This window comes from Amycolatopsis sp. lyj-90 (assembly GCF_046549035.1).
Lineage (GTDB): Bacteria > Actinomycetota > Actinomycetes > Mycobacteriales > Pseudonocardiaceae > Amycolatopsis.
Genome location: NZ_JAJPWP010000004.1, coordinates 524456 through 538447, shown reverse-complemented (window position 1 = coordinate 538447; position 13992 = coordinate 524456). Strand labels below are relative to the sequence as shown.

At 69.1% G+C, this 13992-nt stretch carries 14 protein-coding genes; 10 read left to right on the top strand and 4 right to left on the bottom strand.

The features are described 5' to 3' along the window. Positions 1–37: 37 nt before the first annotated feature. From pdhA to ACLJPX_RS17870, 6 genes are all read left to right on the top strand, one after another. Complete coding sequence (gene pdhA / locus ACLJPX_RS17895) at positions 38–1135, top strand: pyruvate dehydrogenase (acetyl-transferring) E1 component subunit alpha (RefSeq protein WP_410601076.1); 1098 nt, start codon at positions 38–40, stop codon at positions 1133–1135. Continuing rightward, positions 1135–2133: an alpha-ketoacid dehydrogenase subunit beta gene (locus tag ACLJPX_RS17890; protein ID WP_101608073.1), complete on the top strand. Its 999-nt coding sequence runs from the start codon at positions 1135–1137 to the stop codon at positions 2131–2133. Before pdhA ends, ACLJPX_RS17890 begins: the two co-directional genes overlap by 1 nt. Further along, the gene (locus tag ACLJPX_RS17885; RefSeq protein WP_410601075.1) at positions 2126–3319 is read left to right on the top strand and encodes a dihydrolipoamide acetyltransferase family protein; all 1194 of its coding nucleotides are present in this window, start codon (positions 2126–2128) and stop codon (positions 3317–3319) included. Before ACLJPX_RS17890 ends, ACLJPX_RS17885 begins: the two co-directional genes overlap by 8 nt. Before the next feature lie 81 nt (positions 3320–3400). Then, a complete protein-coding gene (locus tag ACLJPX_RS17880) occupies positions 3401–4789 on the top strand; it encodes an MFS transporter (RefSeq protein WP_410601074.1) in 1389 nt (462 codons plus the stop codon). Continuing rightward, entirely contained in the window at positions 4716–4973 is a 258-nt protein-coding gene (locus ACLJPX_RS17875) for a VOC family protein (protein ID WP_146044350.1), read from the top strand. Before ACLJPX_RS17880 ends, ACLJPX_RS17875 begins: the two co-directional genes overlap by 74 nt. 102 nt (positions 4974–5075) lie before the next feature. Beyond that, complete coding sequence (locus ACLJPX_RS17870) at positions 5076–5858, top strand: PE-PPE domain-containing protein (RefSeq protein ID WP_410601073.1); 783 nt, start codon at positions 5076–5078, stop codon at positions 5856–5858. Between the two features lie 95 nt (positions 5859–5953). Here ACLJPX_RS17870 and ACLJPX_RS17865 read toward each other — a convergent pair whose 3' ends face one another. Next, positions 5954–7090 carry a serine hydrolase domain-containing protein gene (locus tag ACLJPX_RS17865; protein WP_410601072.1) on the bottom strand — a complete coding sequence of 379 codons (1137 nt, stop codon included), beginning with the start codon at positions 7088–7090 and terminating at the stop codon, positions 5954–5956. Positions 7091–7311: 221 nt separating this feature from the next. Between ACLJPX_RS17865 and ACLJPX_RS17860 the strand changes: the two genes are divergently transcribed. Then, positions 7312–7806 (top strand): hypothetical protein, encoded by a 495-nt coding sequence (locus tag ACLJPX_RS17860; RefSeq protein WP_410601071.1) that lies wholly within the window; start codon positions 7312–7314, stop codon positions 7804–7806. Here the strand turns inward: ACLJPX_RS17860 and ACLJPX_RS17855 are convergent. Further along, a complete protein-coding gene (locus ACLJPX_RS17855) occupies positions 7803–8165 on the bottom strand; it encodes a hypothetical protein (RefSeq protein ID WP_410601070.1) in 363 nt (120 codons plus the stop codon). The two genes, ACLJPX_RS17860 and ACLJPX_RS17855, sit on opposite strands and share 4 nt — an antisense overlap. A 71-nt stretch (positions 8166–8236) precedes the next feature. Between ACLJPX_RS17855 and ACLJPX_RS17850 the strand changes: the two genes are divergently transcribed. From ACLJPX_RS17850 to ACLJPX_RS17840, 3 genes are all read left to right on the top strand, one after another. Next, entirely contained in the window at positions 8237–8632 is a 396-nt protein-coding gene (locus ACLJPX_RS17850; RefSeq protein WP_101608080.1) for a GntR family transcriptional regulator, read from the top strand. Beyond that, complete coding sequence (locus tag ACLJPX_RS17845; RefSeq protein WP_410601069.1) at positions 8587–9654, top strand: DUF1648 domain-containing protein; 1068 nt, start codon at positions 8587–8589, stop codon at positions 9652–9654. Before ACLJPX_RS17850 ends, ACLJPX_RS17845 begins: the two co-directional genes overlap by 46 nt. 100 nt (positions 9655–9754) lie before the next feature. Then, positions 9755–10105: a DUF5997 family protein gene (locus ACLJPX_RS17840; protein WP_410601330.1), complete on the top strand. Its 351-nt coding sequence runs from the start codon at positions 9755–9757 to the stop codon at positions 10103–10105. Here ACLJPX_RS17840 and ACLJPX_RS17835 read toward each other — a convergent pair. Both ACLJPX_RS17835 and ACLJPX_RS17830 read right to left on the bottom strand, forming a co-directional pair. Beyond that, positions 10102–10866: a LysR family substrate-binding domain-containing protein gene (locus tag ACLJPX_RS17835; RefSeq protein WP_410601068.1), complete on the bottom strand. Its 765-nt coding sequence runs from the start codon at positions 10864–10866 to the stop codon at positions 10102–10104. The genes ACLJPX_RS17840 and ACLJPX_RS17835 overlap by 4 nt on opposite strands. 398 nt (positions 10867–11264) lie before the next feature. Next, entirely contained in the window at positions 11265–13988 is a 2724-nt protein-coding gene (locus tag ACLJPX_RS17830) for an AbfB domain-containing protein (RefSeq protein ID WP_410601067.1), read from the bottom strand. Positions 13989–13992: the final 4 nt, after the last annotated feature.

Genomic DNA, 13992 nt, shown 5'->3' with positions numbered 1-13992 from the left:
TTCAGCATCATATGTCTGCGAAAGGTGGTGCTGCGTCATGTCGCGGGAGACTCTTGCCGCCGCGTTGCTGCCGTCACCGGTCCCGGTGCGGTTCCTCGCCGAGGACGGCACGCGCGTCGACGAGCACGGCGGCTACACCGCGCCGCCGTCCGATCGGCTCGTCGAGGCCTACCGGCTGATGGTGCTAGGCCGCCGGTTCGACGTCCAGGCGACCGCGCTGACCAAGCAAGGGCGCCTCGCGGTCTATCCGTCGAGCGCCGGCCAGGAGGCCTGCCAGGTCGCGAGCGCGCTGGCCCTCACCGACGCCGACTGGCTCTTCCCCACCTACCGCGACTCGGTCGCGCTGGTCGCCCGCGGGCTCGAGCCGGGCGAGATCCTGACGCTGCTCCGTGGTGACGCGCACTGCGGCTACGACCCCGCCGAAACCCGGGTCGCTCCCCAGTGCACGCCGCTGGCCACCCAGACCCTCCACGCCGCCGGGCTCGCGCACGCGATGCAGCGCCGGGGCGAGGAGGCCGTCGCGTTCGCGCTCATCGGCGACGGCGCCACCAGTGAAGGCGACTTCCACGAGGCGCTCAACTTCGCGGCCGTGTTCAAGGCGCCCGTGGTGTTCTTCGTGCAGAACAACGGGTTCGCGATCTCGGTGCCGTTCGAGAAGCAGAGCGCCGCGCCCGCGCTGGCCTACAAGGGCGTCGGCTACGGCGTCCGTTCCGAACAGGTCGACGGCAACGACGCCGTCGCGGTCCTTTCGGTGCTGGACGACGCCGTCGCGCATGCGCGGGCCGGTCGCGGGCCGGTGCTGGTCGAGGCGCACACCTACCGGATCGACGCGCACACCAACGCCGACGACGCCACCCGCTACCGCGACCAGGCCGAGGTCGAGAAGTGGCGCGCGGCCGACCCGGTCCGGCGCCTCGAGACCTACCTGACCAACGAAAGCCTGCTGTCCGGCGAAGACATCGAACGGTTCCGGGCCGAGGCGGAGACCTTCGCGGCCGGGGTGCGCGACACGTTGAACGCGGACGTGGAGCCGGATCCGTTGTCGTTGTTCGAGCACGTGTACGCCGTTCCGACCCGTCAGCTGGCCGCTCAGCGGGCGCTGGTCGCGGCCGAACTGGAAGCCGTGGAGGGCTGATGACCGAGATCTCGATGGCCCAGGCACTCAACGCCGCCTTGCGTGACGCGGTCAAGGACGACGATCGCGTGCTGATCTTCGGTGAGGACGTCGGCCCGCTCGGCGGCGTCTTCCGGGTGACCGACGGCATCACCGCCGACTTCGGCGAGGAACGCTGTTTCGACACCCCGCTGGCGGAGTCCGGCATCGTCGGCTTCGCGGTCGGGATGGCGATGGGCGGGTTCCGCCCGGTGGTCGAAATGCAGTTCGACGCCTTCGCCTACCCCGCCTTCGAGCAGATCACCTCGCACGTCGCGAAGCTGCGGAACCGCACCCGCGGCGCGCTGTCGCTGCCGATGGTCATCCGGATCCCTTACGCGGGCGGGATCGGCGGCGTCGAGCACCACTGCGATTCGAGCGAGGCCTACTACACCCACACGCCCGGCCTGCGCGTCGTCACGCCCGGCACGCCCCAGGACGCCTACGACCTCTTGCGCGACTCGATCGACTCACCGGACCCGGTGATCTTCCTCGAGCCCAAGTGCCGCTACTGGGCGAAGGAAACCGTGTCCTTCACCCGCGACGGCGCGGCCATGGACCGCGCGGTCGTGCGCCGCGAAGGCAAGGACGTCACGTTGATCGCGTACGGCCCGATGGTCGCCACCGCGCTGGAGACCGCGGAAGCCGCGAAGGCCGAGGGCTGGGACGTCGAGGTGGTCGACCTCAGGTCCCTGAGCCCGTTCGACGACGAGACCGTCACCGCTTCCGTGCGCCGGACCGGGCGCGCGGTCGTCGTCCACGAGGCCGCCGGGTTCGGCGGTTACGGCGCCGAGGTGGTCGCGCGGGTCACAGAGCAGTGTTTCCACCAGCTGCACGCGCCCGTTCTGCGTGTCACGGGACTAGATATCCCTTATCCGCCGCCGAAGCTGGAGCGCCATCAGCTTCCGGACGTCGACCGGATCCTGGACACCGTCGCCCGGCTGCAGTGGAACGACGAGCCGGCGGTGGCCGGTGCCTGACTTCCTGCTCCCCGACCTCGGCGAGGGACTGACCGAAGGCACCATCGTCACCTGGCTCGTCGCGGGGGGCGACACCGTCGGCGTCGACCAGCCCGTCGTCGAGGTGGAGACCGCGAAGGCCGCGGTCGAGGTGCCGGTGCCGTTCGCCGGTGTCGTCACCCGCCTGCACGGCGAACCCGGCCAGTCGCTGCCGGTCGGCGCTCCCCTGCTCACCATCGGCCCCGGATTCACCGAACCCGGCGTGACGACGGCGAGCGAGGGCAGCGGCAACGTCCTCATCGGTTACGGCACGACCACCACGACACGGCGCCGCCGGACGCGCACTGTCGTGACCGCTCCCGTGAAGCCGTCCAAGGCGCCGGGCGTGATCTCGCCGTTCGTCCGCAAGATGGCCGCCGACAACGAGATCGACCTGACGAAGCTGACCGGTAGCGGTCCGGGCGGCATCATCCGGCGGGCCGACGTCGAAGAGGCGCTCACCGTCCCCGCGCAAAGGGACGGCGAGAAGCGGATCCCGCTGACCGGGGTCCGCAAGGCGGTCGCCGACAAGCTGACGACCTCGCGGCGTCAGATTCCCGAAGCGACGGTCTGGGTCGACGTCGACGCGACGGAACTCGTCGCCGCGCGGAAGTCGCTCAACGTCTCGGCACCGGACCGCCCGGTGAGCCTCCTCGGCCTCATCGCACGGTTCGCCGTGGCGGGGCTGCGGAAGTACCCCGAGCTGAATTCACGTGTCGAAGGCGACGAAATCGTCCAGCTGCGGGACATCAACCTCGGTTTCGCGGCGCAGACGGACCGTGGTCTCGTGGTGCCGGTCGTCCGCGACGCGGGTTCACTGTCCACAAGGGAGCTTTCCGCGGCGATCGGCGATCGGACCGCCCAGGCCCGTGAAGGGAAACTCGGTCCGGCCGGCCTCACCGGCGGGACGTTCACGGTGAACAACTACGGCGTGTTCGGAGTGGACGGCTCGGCCGCGATCATCAACCATCCGGAGGCGGCCATCCTCGGCATCGGCCGGATCATCGACCGCGCCTGGGTCGTCGACGGCGCGTTGGTGGCACGGAAGGTCTGCGAACTCACGCTGGCGTTCGACCACCGGGTGTGCGACGGCGGGACGGCGGGCGGCTTCCTGCGGTTCGTCGCCGACTGCGTCGAGTCGCCGGTCACCGCGCTCGGGGATCTCTGAGCGGGTCGCACAACTCCCGGTTGTGGAGGGTCAACGACCCGTTGTTCGACTTCGGCGCCCCGGCTTGCTTTGATCTCGCGAGTGGGTGGGAGATCGCTGGGGCGACGGTTCGGCTGGCTTTGGGCGGCGTACGCGGCGAGCGCGTTCGGTACGAGGTTCGCGTTCGACGCGTTCAGCCTCATCGCCATCGTGGCGCTGGGCGCGGGCGCCACCGAGGTGTCGCTGCTGGCGGCCGCCGGTCTCGTCGTGGGTGCCGTGGTCGCGCTTCCGCTCGGTCCCTGGGTCGAGTTCCGCCGGAAACGGCCGGTGATGATCGCGATGGACCTGGTCCGCTGCGCGGCGTTGCTGACCGTCCCGGTGGCGTACGCGTTCGGGATGCTCGGCTTCGGACAGCTTCTCGCCGTGTCGGTCGTCGTCGCCGCGGCCGACATCACCTTCCTGGCCGCGAGCGGGGCGTTCCTGAAAACGCTGCTGCCCAAGGAAGATCTGCTCGTCGCGAACGCCAGGTTCGAATCCACCACCTGGACCGCGACCGTACTCGGCCCGCCGCTCGGCGGGTTCGCCGTCGGCCTGTTCGGGCCGGTGATCACGATCGCCGCCGACGCGGTCAGCTACCTGCTCTCGGCGGTGGGGATCCGCGCGGTCGGCGGCTCGGAGCCGCCACCCGCGAAGCCGGAAGGCCCCCGGCTGAGCGGCCGGGACCTGCGGGAAGGCTGGCGGTTCATCCTCACCCATCCGCTGCTGCGGCCCCTGTTCGTCAACACGATCGTGGTCAACGGCCTGATCATGGCGACCGCGCCCCTGTTCGCCGTCCTGATGCTCGGGCAACTCGGCTTCGCCCCGTGGGAGTACGCGGTGGCCTTCGCCGTGCCTTGCCTCGGCGGACTGATCGGGTCGAGGCTCTCCCGGAGTCTGGTCGCCCGGTACGGCCGGGACCGGGTCCTGTTCACCGCCGGCTGGCTGCGCGTCTGCTGGCCCGTCGGGCTGGTGTTCATCCATCCGGGGGTCTCGGGGCTGATCCTGGTCATCGTCGTCGAGTTCTGCCTGATCACCTGCATCGGCGTGTTCAACCCGGTGCTGGCCACGAGCAGGCTCGAACAGGTGCCCCTCGACCGCGCGGCGCGCACCCTGTCGGCCTGGTCGATCGCCGGCAAGCTCACCACCGCGGCCCTGACCGCGCTGTGGGGCCTGCTCGCCGCGTTCACCGGCGCGCGTGCCGCTGTCGGCATCGCCGGGGCGCTCATGCTCGCGACGCCGCTCCTGCTCCCCCGAAAACGTCGGACCGCTGTGCCAGTATCGGCGAATGGCGATCAAGAGAGTGGTTTCCGATCTGGAGATCACGTCGATGGAAGAGACGAAGGCCTTCTACGTTCAGGTACTCGGCTTCGAGGTGGTGATGGACCACGGCTGGATCGTGACGCTGGCCGACCCGGATCGGCCGGAGGTGCAGCTGAGCCTCATGACCCATGACGAAACCGCGCCCGTCGTCCCGGTCGCCTCGATCGAGGTCGACGACGTGGACGCGAGTTACGCGGCGGCCAAGGCGTCCGGCGCGGAGATCGTGCACGAACTGACCGACGAGCCGTGGGGCGTCCGCCGGTTCTTCGTCCGAGATCCCGGCGGTCACGTGGTCAACGTGCTGTCCCATCGCTGAGGCCGTTCGGCCCAGCTCGCTGGGCCCGATGGCGGGTTTCATCAAAATTTCATGACGCATCCCTAGCGTTCGAACACGCACCGTAGTCGAACGAAAGGGACGATGAATGTGAAGAAACTCAGGGGGATCCTGGTCGCGGCCGCGCTGGCCACCGGGCTGATCGGCGCCACCGCGCCGGCTGCCCAGGCCGGCGCGGCCGACCAGGCGCGCTACTACATCCTCATAGGCGGCACCTGCGACGGCGCCGCGACCGTCTACAACGACGCCTGGTTGCGGGGCGGGATCCGCAAGGTGGTCCACTACCCGGCCGGGGCCGCCGGCGCGCCCAACTGCGACCAGACGCCGATGGACCAGAGCGTCGCGCGCGGGCACGAAGAAGCCCGGCGCGTCGTCCAAAGCTCCTTCGACGAGAACCCCGGCGCCGAGTTCACCGTCGTCGGCTACTCGCAGGGCGCGCTGGTCGCGAACCTGGTGCTGAACGACATCGCCGACGGGAAACTGGCCGTGGACAAGTCGCGGTTCCGGGCGAAGATCTTCGCCGACCCGATGCAACCGGTCGGTCCTCCGGGACGCGGGATCAGCGCGGTGCTCCCGGCGGGCACCGGGGCGCCGTCGCCGTTCGGCGGCTACGTGTCCTTCGGGCCGGGCCGCACCGATTTCGGCGGTATCCCGTTCATCCGCTACTGCATCGAGACCGACGGTGTCTGCCACTTCGACACCTTCGAGGCGCCTGGCGGGTACTTCGCCCAGCACCTTTGTTACCAGTGGGCCCGTCCCACCGATCACCGCTCGATCATGGAGGACACGATCGCGGACGGCGTGTACACCAACGGTTCGCACGCGTTGCCGCGGCAGAACTGCCGTCCGCCGCATCCCGCGCCGTGACCCGGTGAAGACTGCTGCCGCCCGGCACCCGATCGCCGGGTGACAGCGGATCGAGCGATGGCCCGCCCACAGTGTCGTGAGCGGGCCATCGTCGGTCACTTGCAGAACGCGGTGTCCACAGTGGCCATCACGGCCTTGGAGCCCTTCTCGGGTTCGCCGAAGGTCCCCGGCATCGCGGTCACCGCGAGACCGACGGTGCGGCCGTCTTCCGTGGCACCGCCACGGGTTTCGAACCCGTCGATGTCCCCACCGTGCCCCCAGTACACCCCGCCGCAGCTGAGCGGGTTGCTCATCAGGCCGAGGCCGTATTTCGTCCCGGGGAACAAAGGCGCGTCGACCGTCTTCCGCATCTCGGCCAGCTGCGCCGCGGGCAGCAGCTTGCCTTCGAGCAGGACACGGAAGAGCTTGCCGAGGTCGCTGGGCGTCGAGATCAGCTGACCGGCCGCCCCAGCCCAGGACGGATCCATCTCGGTCGCGTCGATCACCTTGCCGGTGGCGACATTTCCGGTGGCATACCCCTGTGGGTGCCGCCCCTGGATGGTCTGGTCGCCGACCTGCGGCCAGTAGGTGTTCTCGAGGCCTGCCTTCTTGATCACGCGTTCGGCGATCTGTTCCTGGATCGGACGTCCGGTCACCTTTTCGACGACCATGCCCGCCAGCAGGTAGCCGGTATTGCTGTACTCCCATTTGGTACCCGGCTGGAACTTCGCCGGATGGCTCAGCGCCGCGGCCAGCAGCTCGTGATTCGGGAAGTACCGGTGCTGCACCTGTTCGAAGTCCCGCAGCCCGAGGTGTTCGGTGTAGTTCGGCAGCCCGCTGGTGTGCTGCAACAGCTGCCGGACGGTGATCTTGGTGGCGTCGATGCCTTCGCCACGCACGATTCCGGGAAGGTACTTTTCGATCGGCGCGTCCAGTTCCACCTTGCCCTCGGCCACCAGCTGCAGGACGACGACCGCGGTGAACGTCTTGGTGTTGCTCCCCGCCCGGACGGTGCCGTCGCGAGGGACCGGGACCTGACGGTCGATCCGCGAGGACCCCGCCACCAGCGACGTCGTGCGTCCTCGGCCGGTCACGTAGGCCAGCGCGGCCGGGAACTTCTCCTGACGTACCAACGAGTCGAGGCCTTTCTGCAGCTCAGAACCCTTGGCCGGGGCCGCATCCGCCGCCGTGGTCCAGGCGGCGCCCATCAGCCCAGCCACCGTCAGGACCACAACACCCTTGCGTAGCGTCATTCGCACTCCTTCATCGACCGGATCAACACCGATGACACTGGTCGAATCGGGCATGAAGATCAGGAGGGCAGGCTGCCGGATCAGGGGTGGCGCTGGCGCTACCCCTATTAGTAGGGAACTTTTTTCCGACCAGAATTCGTCCCACCATTGTCCGGGCGGGACACGGCTGGTTAAGGTCAGTTCGGTAAGTGGACTAGACCACCCGAGGCCGGGAGGCGACGATGCCCCTCGACGAACAGCAGACCTGGGCGATGCTGCGAGAGCTGGACGAACCCGGCCACTGGGAAGTGCCGCACGACTTCGACGGGCCTGCCGCGCGCGCCCGATTCGAGCGGCTGGCCGAGCAGCTCGGGCGGGCATTCGACTGCGTCTGCGAAGTCGATCGTCATGTCCAGGACGCCAGCCATCTCGGCAGGATCGAGATCCCGGCGAGCGCGACGCCTGCGCCGGACCACCTGACGGTCACGATCAGCAATTTCGGCGGCCTGGCCGCGGTGACCCTGGGAAATCCGGGCAGTTACGACGAGGACGAGGAACTCGAGTTCTTCCCGGCGCGGGATCGGAAACGGGTCGAAGACGAGCTGGAAGCACTCGGCTACCTGCCCGTCTCCGAACATCCGCTGTGGACCAAGTACACCGGGATCAGCGGCTTCGACGCCCTCTACCCGCCGGACCGGCCGCCGTCGTGGTGGGACCGGTTCTTCGACTACCTCTAGGCGTGGCTCGGCGCGAGCGCGGCGGCGAGTTCCGCCGCGTTCGGCACGCTGACGAGCACCTCGTCGAAGGGGAGCCCGGCGGCCGCGCGATCGACCTCGACCCGCAGCGCCGGCACGCCCCTGCGGACCGACACCAGCTGACGGACCCCCGTCCCCAGCCCCCAGTAGCCCACCTTCAGTACGCCGCTGACCAACACTCCGGCCCGTCCCCCGCGCGCTCGCCCCACTGGCTCCTCGACGCACTCGACGGCCTTGATCGCCGCCAGCGGGACGACCACTTCTTCGCGCCATACGGCCAACCGCTCCCAGGCCGAGAACCTCACTCGCACTCCGCCCTCGGCGATGTCCATCTTCGCCATCACGACCACCTTCCACCGGTAGCTAGCTGATGTAGTTGTTATAGCAAGTGTATAGCAGATATCCTGGGCGAGTGTTGCTGACTCTCGACCTCGACAGCGAGGTGCCGATCTACCAGCAGATCCGCGACCGGATCGTCGAAGCCGTCGCCGACGGCGTGCTGGTCGAGGGCACCAGCCTGCCCTCGACCCGGCAACTCGGCGCCGACCTCGGGATCAACTTCCACACCGTCAACAAGGCCTACGACCTGCTGCGGACGCAGGGATTCATCCGGATCAACCGCAAGACCGGCGCCGTCGTCCGCCGGGACGCGGCCTCCGGGCCGGCGGAAGACGGCTACGCGGACGAGTGGCAGGAGCGGCTGCGCACCCTGCTCGCCGAGGCCGTCGCGCTCGGCCTGGGTCCGCGCGAGGTGACGGGCCGGTGCGAGACCGTGCTGGACTCCTTCGCGGTGAGCACACGGCGATGACCGGCCCGATGTGGCTGAACCTGGCCCTGATCGCGTTCACCGCGGCCGTCTTCCGGTCGGCGCCCGCGCTGGCGCGCCCGACGCTCCCGTTCGGCGTCCGGATCCCGGCCGGGCACACCGCGGAACCCGTCATCGTCCTCATTCGCCGCCGCTACAACCAGGGAATCGTGGCGGCGGCCCTTCTCGCAATCGCGGCGGTGCTCTTCGCCTGGCTCGCGCCGGACGTCGTCCTGATCGGTCTCGTCGTGGCCTGTTCGCTACTCGGCGCGCTGGCGCATCGTTCGATCGTCGCCGCGAAACGGGAAGGCGCCTGGTACGCCGGGACACGACAGGCCGTCGCCGCCGACACCTCGTTGCGGGCTGATCCTGTCCGTCCACAGTGGATCCTCCTGGTGCCGGCGGGGTTGCTGGCCATCGTCACGGCGGCCATCGGCCTGTTCCGGGACACGGCGGCCTTCTCGCCGGTGTTCGCGCAGGTCCTGACCGTCGTGCTGATCTCGCTCCTGGCGATCTCGATCCCCCGTGCCCGCCCCGAGATCGACGCCGCGCAGCCGTCGGTTTCGGCGTCGCGGTATCGGGAGTACCTGCACGGTGTCCTCAGCCTGCTGCTGGTCTCCGCCGGTTGTGTCAACGCGACCCTGCTCGTGGTTTCGCTCCAGCTGTGGGAGGTCGTCGAAACGAGCGTGCCGGTCACGATCGTGGCCTACCTCCCCCTCGTCGCCGCTTTCGTCGCGTGGCTCGCCTTCTCCGTCCGGGCGGGCGACGCCGGGCACCGGCTGTCGCCCACCGTCGACGAAGCGGAGACCCCGTACGAGCAACGCGACGACGACCGCTTCTGGCACGCCGCCGGGATGGTCTACCTGAACCGGAACGACCCGGCGCTGCTGGTGCACCGCCGGGTCGGGACCTACTGGACGCTCAACCTGGGGCATCCGATCGCCTGGCTGGTCCTCTCCGCGGTCGCCGTGGCCGGGGTGCTCGCCGGAACCGGTGTCGTGACCCTCACGACCAAGGGTGCTTGACGGTGCGGTGTGGTGACCGCCTGGATCACCGGGTGTGATCAGAGGAGCCCGGGCCGCTCGTTACCCTGAGGCAATGACGTCGCACAAGACCCCTCAAACCATGAAGCCCGCGACAGCGGCGAAGAAGCTGGGTGTGTACCTCGAGGCCACCCCGGCGGAGTTCCAGGAGGGTGTCGTCTCCCGCGACGAACTGAACGCGCTGCAGACCGAACCGCCCGAGTGGCTGCGGGATCTGCGCCGCAACGGGCCGCACCCGCGTCCCGTCATCGCGGCCAAGCTGGGCATCTCCATCAGCGGCCTGGCGCGAGGCGGGATCACCGGCGCGCTCACCACCGAACAGATCGACGCGGTCAAGACCGAAGACCCCGACTGGCTGAAGCGAGAGCGCGAGACCCAGGCCGAGGTCCGCAAGGAAGAGGCCCGGGTGAAGGCCGCCCGCACCGAAAGCTAGCCCCGGCGGCGAGGCTTTCCGCGCTTCCCGCCCTTGGGAGCACCGCGCTGCCCGCCCTGCGGCTTCCGGCCGCCGGGCTGGGGGCGCTTGCTCTTCGGCGGGGCCTTCTTCTCCTGAACCTTCTCCTGGACCTGCTTCTCCGGCGCCTGCTGCCGTCCCCGGGTGCTGTTGACGGTCCGGCCGCGGACGATCCCGATGAACTGCTCCATCAGATCGGTGGTCTCGTCCTCCGGCCAGGACAGCGCGACACCGGACTCCGGCGCTCCGGAGATCGGACGGAAGGTCAGATCACGCCGGTGGTGCAGCCGCGCGAGGGACTGCGGGACGAGCAGGAGCCCGACACCGGCGGCGACCAGTTCGATGGCGTCCGCCGTGGTGGCCGGGCGCTCCAGCGCGGGTTTCCCGGGCGGCCGGTCCCAGTCCAGCGTGTCGTCGAGCGGATGCAGGACGACGTCGTCGGCGATGTCGTCGACGGAGACCTCGTCCGCGGCGGCGACCAGGTGGTCCTTGGGGACGACCACCACGGTCGTCTCGGTGTAGAGCGGGATCGCGTGCAGCCCCTCGCGATCGATCGGGAGCCTCAGCAGGACGGCGTCCACGTCACGCGCACGGACCAGCGCGGCGGCGTCGGCGGCCGGTGTCTGGACGAGCTCCAGTGGGACGCCGGGCGACCGCTCGTTCCAGATCCGGACCCACTTCGAGGGCGTCACGCCGGGGACGTACGCGAGCTTGAAGGGGGCGGGGGTGTCCGGGCCGGTCATGGGGGCAACGTTACCGGGCGTGGTGTGACTCCTCGTGGGTGGTAAGGACGGTTCTCATTGAGGGCTAGGGCAAAGGTGGCGTCGTGTCTGAACCGAGGGTGAGTGAAGGCGTGACTCGCGTGATCGGAGCCGGATCTCGCGTGATCGGACGGCGAACTGGAGTCGCACCACGCCACTGTCTCTAGCTCGCCCTTGCGAGTACATGAAGGCCCCCTTCCTTGCGTCTAGCGCAAGGAAGGGGGCCTTCATGTACTCGGGGAAGGGGCCCTTCGCGCGCCGCCGTGACTGCTGGGGCTGGCGGTATCGCTGAGGCCTCGGAAGGCGATCGCGTAGTCCGTGAAGGCCTCCTTCACTACCTTCAGGGTAGGCAAGGAGGCCTTCACGGACCTGCGAACCGGCTACGGAGCCCAAGCCGCCGAGACCGCCCAGGTGACGTCCTGGTCATACGAGACCGGGTTGTCGAACGGGTGGCCACCGCCGCTGGCGGCGACGAAGACCTCCTCGGCGTAGTGCCGCATGTTCGTGCCGAGTTCGTTCACCGACGCGAGCCGCACGCCACCGGCCCCGGGCTGGGCGCAGAACGTGGCGTCCTTCCGGAACAGGTCGGTGTTGTCGTTCCCGCCGAGCCGCACCCGGAAGTCCGCGTGCCGGAGGAATTGGCCCGGATAATTGCGCGCCTCCAGCGAATAGCACGACGGATCCGCGAGCCCGCGCCGCACGAAGAACGTCGCGTCCGCCTTCAGCAGTGCGGGGCTGGAGCCGTTGACGACGTCCGTCCGCGCGAGGCCGTCACGGTGCCGCAGGAACCGGTCGGTGAAGCCCGGTGTCGTCACCTTGAACGACCGCGCCTGGTCCAGCGGCAGGTCGGCGCCACTGCGCCAGAGCGGGACCGAGGCCGCCCAGGTCGTGTCCGCTGCGAAGCCCGACGGCGTGTCCCACGGGTTCGCCCCGCCGCTGCGCGCGAGATAAACGGTCTCGGCGTAGTGGCGGATGAAGGCGCCGCGCTGGTTGAACGACTCCAGCGCCGTTCCGCCGGCGCCTTCCCTCGCGCAGAAGGTCGCGTCCGCGGCGAACAAGGCCGAACCGTCGTTCGCGTCCTTGCGGATCCGTGACGACGCGTGCCGAAGGAACTGACCGGGGTAGTTCCGCGACTCGAACGACAGGCACGAAGCGTCGGCCAGCCCTTGCCGTACCCAGAACGTCGCGTCCTTCTTGGCGGCGTCCGCGCTGCCTTCGCCGAGGACGTCGGTGCGCACGAAGTCGTTCTGGTGCCGCAGGTACCGGTCGGTGTACCCGGCCGTGGTCACCCTCAGCGAAACCGGCTCGCCCCGGCCAACCTCGGTGCCCTTGGCGATGGCGAGCACCTTCTGGTTGATCTCGCGCACCCGCGCCTCGGTCATTTTCAGGACCCGGCGGTCGTAGGTGTAGAAGCCGTTGACCTCGTTTTCGACGTCGTACGGCTCGGTGTACACCGACGCGGAAAGCCCGCGGCCGTGCACGAACCGCCCGACCTGCTTCGTGATCTCCACGTACCGGTTCGTCAGCGACGTCTCGTCGGGATACAGCGCGCCGTACGCGAAACCCTTGCCCGGCTCCCATTCGTGCCCGACGACGCGTCTGCCGAGGCCACCGTACTCACCCAGCACCGCGACCCGTCTCGCGTCGGGTTGCCTCGTGCCGGTGGAGACCTGGTAGGCGTGGTCGTCGATCACGTCCCCGTTGCCCGGGTCCGGATCGGACACGCAGCAGTTGGAACCCGAGTTGTGGTTGATCAGCCGCGTGTTGTCGATCGAGCGGACCAGGTCGACGATGCGCCCTGCGTCGTACTCGCCCCAGCCCTCGTTGAACGGCACCCACTGCACGATCGACGTGATGCTCTTGTGCTGCTCGATCATCCGCCGAAGCTCGGACTCGAAGTTCGTGTGCCCGTTGGGAACCTCGTCGATCGAGTCGAGCGACGGCATGTCCTGCCAGACCATCAGCCCGAGCCTGTCGGCGTGATAGAACCACCGCGCGGGCTCGACCTTGATGTGCTTGCGGACCATGTTGAAGCCCAAGGCCTTCTGGCGTTCGAGGTCGAACCGCAGCGCCTCGTCCGTCGGCGCGGTGTAGATGCCGTCCGGCCAGTAGCCCTGGTCCAAGGTGCCCAGCTGGAAGACGAACTTCCCGTTGAGCAGCGGCCGCATCACGCCGCCGACCATCGCCTTGCCCAGTGACCGCATGCCGAAGTACCCGGTGACGGCGTCACCTCCGGGCAGCCGCACCCGCAGGTCGTAGAGGAACGGATCGTCGGGTGACCACAGGCGCGCGTTCGGGACCGGGACACGGAGGTGGGACCCGACGGCGCCGGTCGCGGTACCGACCACTTGGCCGCCCGAAAGCACTTCGGCGGTCGCCTGCTGCCCGGGTGTGCCCTGGACGACGAGGTCGAGCGCGCCACCGGGGACGTCGGGCGTGGTGTCGAGCCGGGTGATGTGCTCGGCGCGGACCGGTTCCAGCCACACGGTCTGCCAGATCCCCGACGCCGCCGTGTAGAAGATGCCGCTGGGCGTCTTGCGCTGCTTCCCGACCGGATAGCGGCTGCCGTCGACGGGCGACGCGACGCCGACGACGATCTCGTTCTCCCCCGCCTTGAGCGCCGGGGTGATGTCGAACGAGAAGGCGTCGAAACCGCCGGTGTGGCTCCCGATCGACGTCCCGTTGACCCACACCCTGGTCTCCCAGGTGACGGCGCCGAAGTTGAGCTTCACCCTTCGACCGTCCCAAGTGGACGGAACGGTGAAGGTACGGCGGTAGAACATGTTGTCCTCGTGCCGTTTGATCCCCGACAGCATCGACTCGATCGGGTAAGGCACCAGGACGTTCTCGCTCAGCGGCCTGCCGATCGGCGGCGAGTTCAGGTTCGGCGCACCGGTGAAGCCCCAGGTCCCGTTGAGGTTGAGCCATTCCGAGCGCACCAGTTGCGGGCGCGGGTACTCGGGCAGCGCGTTCGACGGCGAGACCTGACTCGTCCACGGGGTCGGGAGCGGGACGGGGGCGGCTTGGGCGACGGGGACGAGTGTCGTCGCGGCGGCCAGCAGACCGGCCACGACGCTCAGGGCGCGTGCGGTTCTTCGGTGCATGCGA